This window comes from Mesorhizobium sp. M1A.T.Ca.IN.004.03.1.1, assembly GCF_003997555.1.
Classification (GTDB): Bacteria; Pseudomonadota; Alphaproteobacteria; order Rhizobiales; family Rhizobiaceae; genus Mesorhizobium.
The window spans coordinates 1-230 of record NZ_RZTV01001220.1 but is presented as its reverse complement, the minus strand read 5'-3'; the positions used below and the strand labels follow the sequence as shown (position 1 = coordinate 230).

1 protein-coding gene is annotated in these 230 nt (G+C 57.0%); it reads left to right on the top strand.

Features of this window, described 5'->3' with window-relative positions:
- Window positions 1-230, top strand: a 230-nt coding sequence (locus EOD29_RS35575; protein WP_127248948.1) for an aminotransferase class III-fold pyridoxal phosphate-dependent enzyme, incomplete at both ends; no start/stop codon positions are given.

Here is a 230-nt window from a genome sequence, read left to right as displayed (position 1 = left end):
GTCGGCGGTTATCAATCGGTAATCGGTGTCTATCCAGACCTGACCACGCTCGGCAAGTTCTTCGGCGGCGGTCTCAACTTCGGGGCTTTGTGCGGGCCCGCGCGACATATGGACAGGCTGGGACCCGGTCATGAGAGAATGCTCTCGCACGGCGGCACTTTTAGCAACAACGTTCTGACCATGATCGCTGGGCATGCTGCGCTGAAAAAGGTCTTTGTTCAGGAAAACGT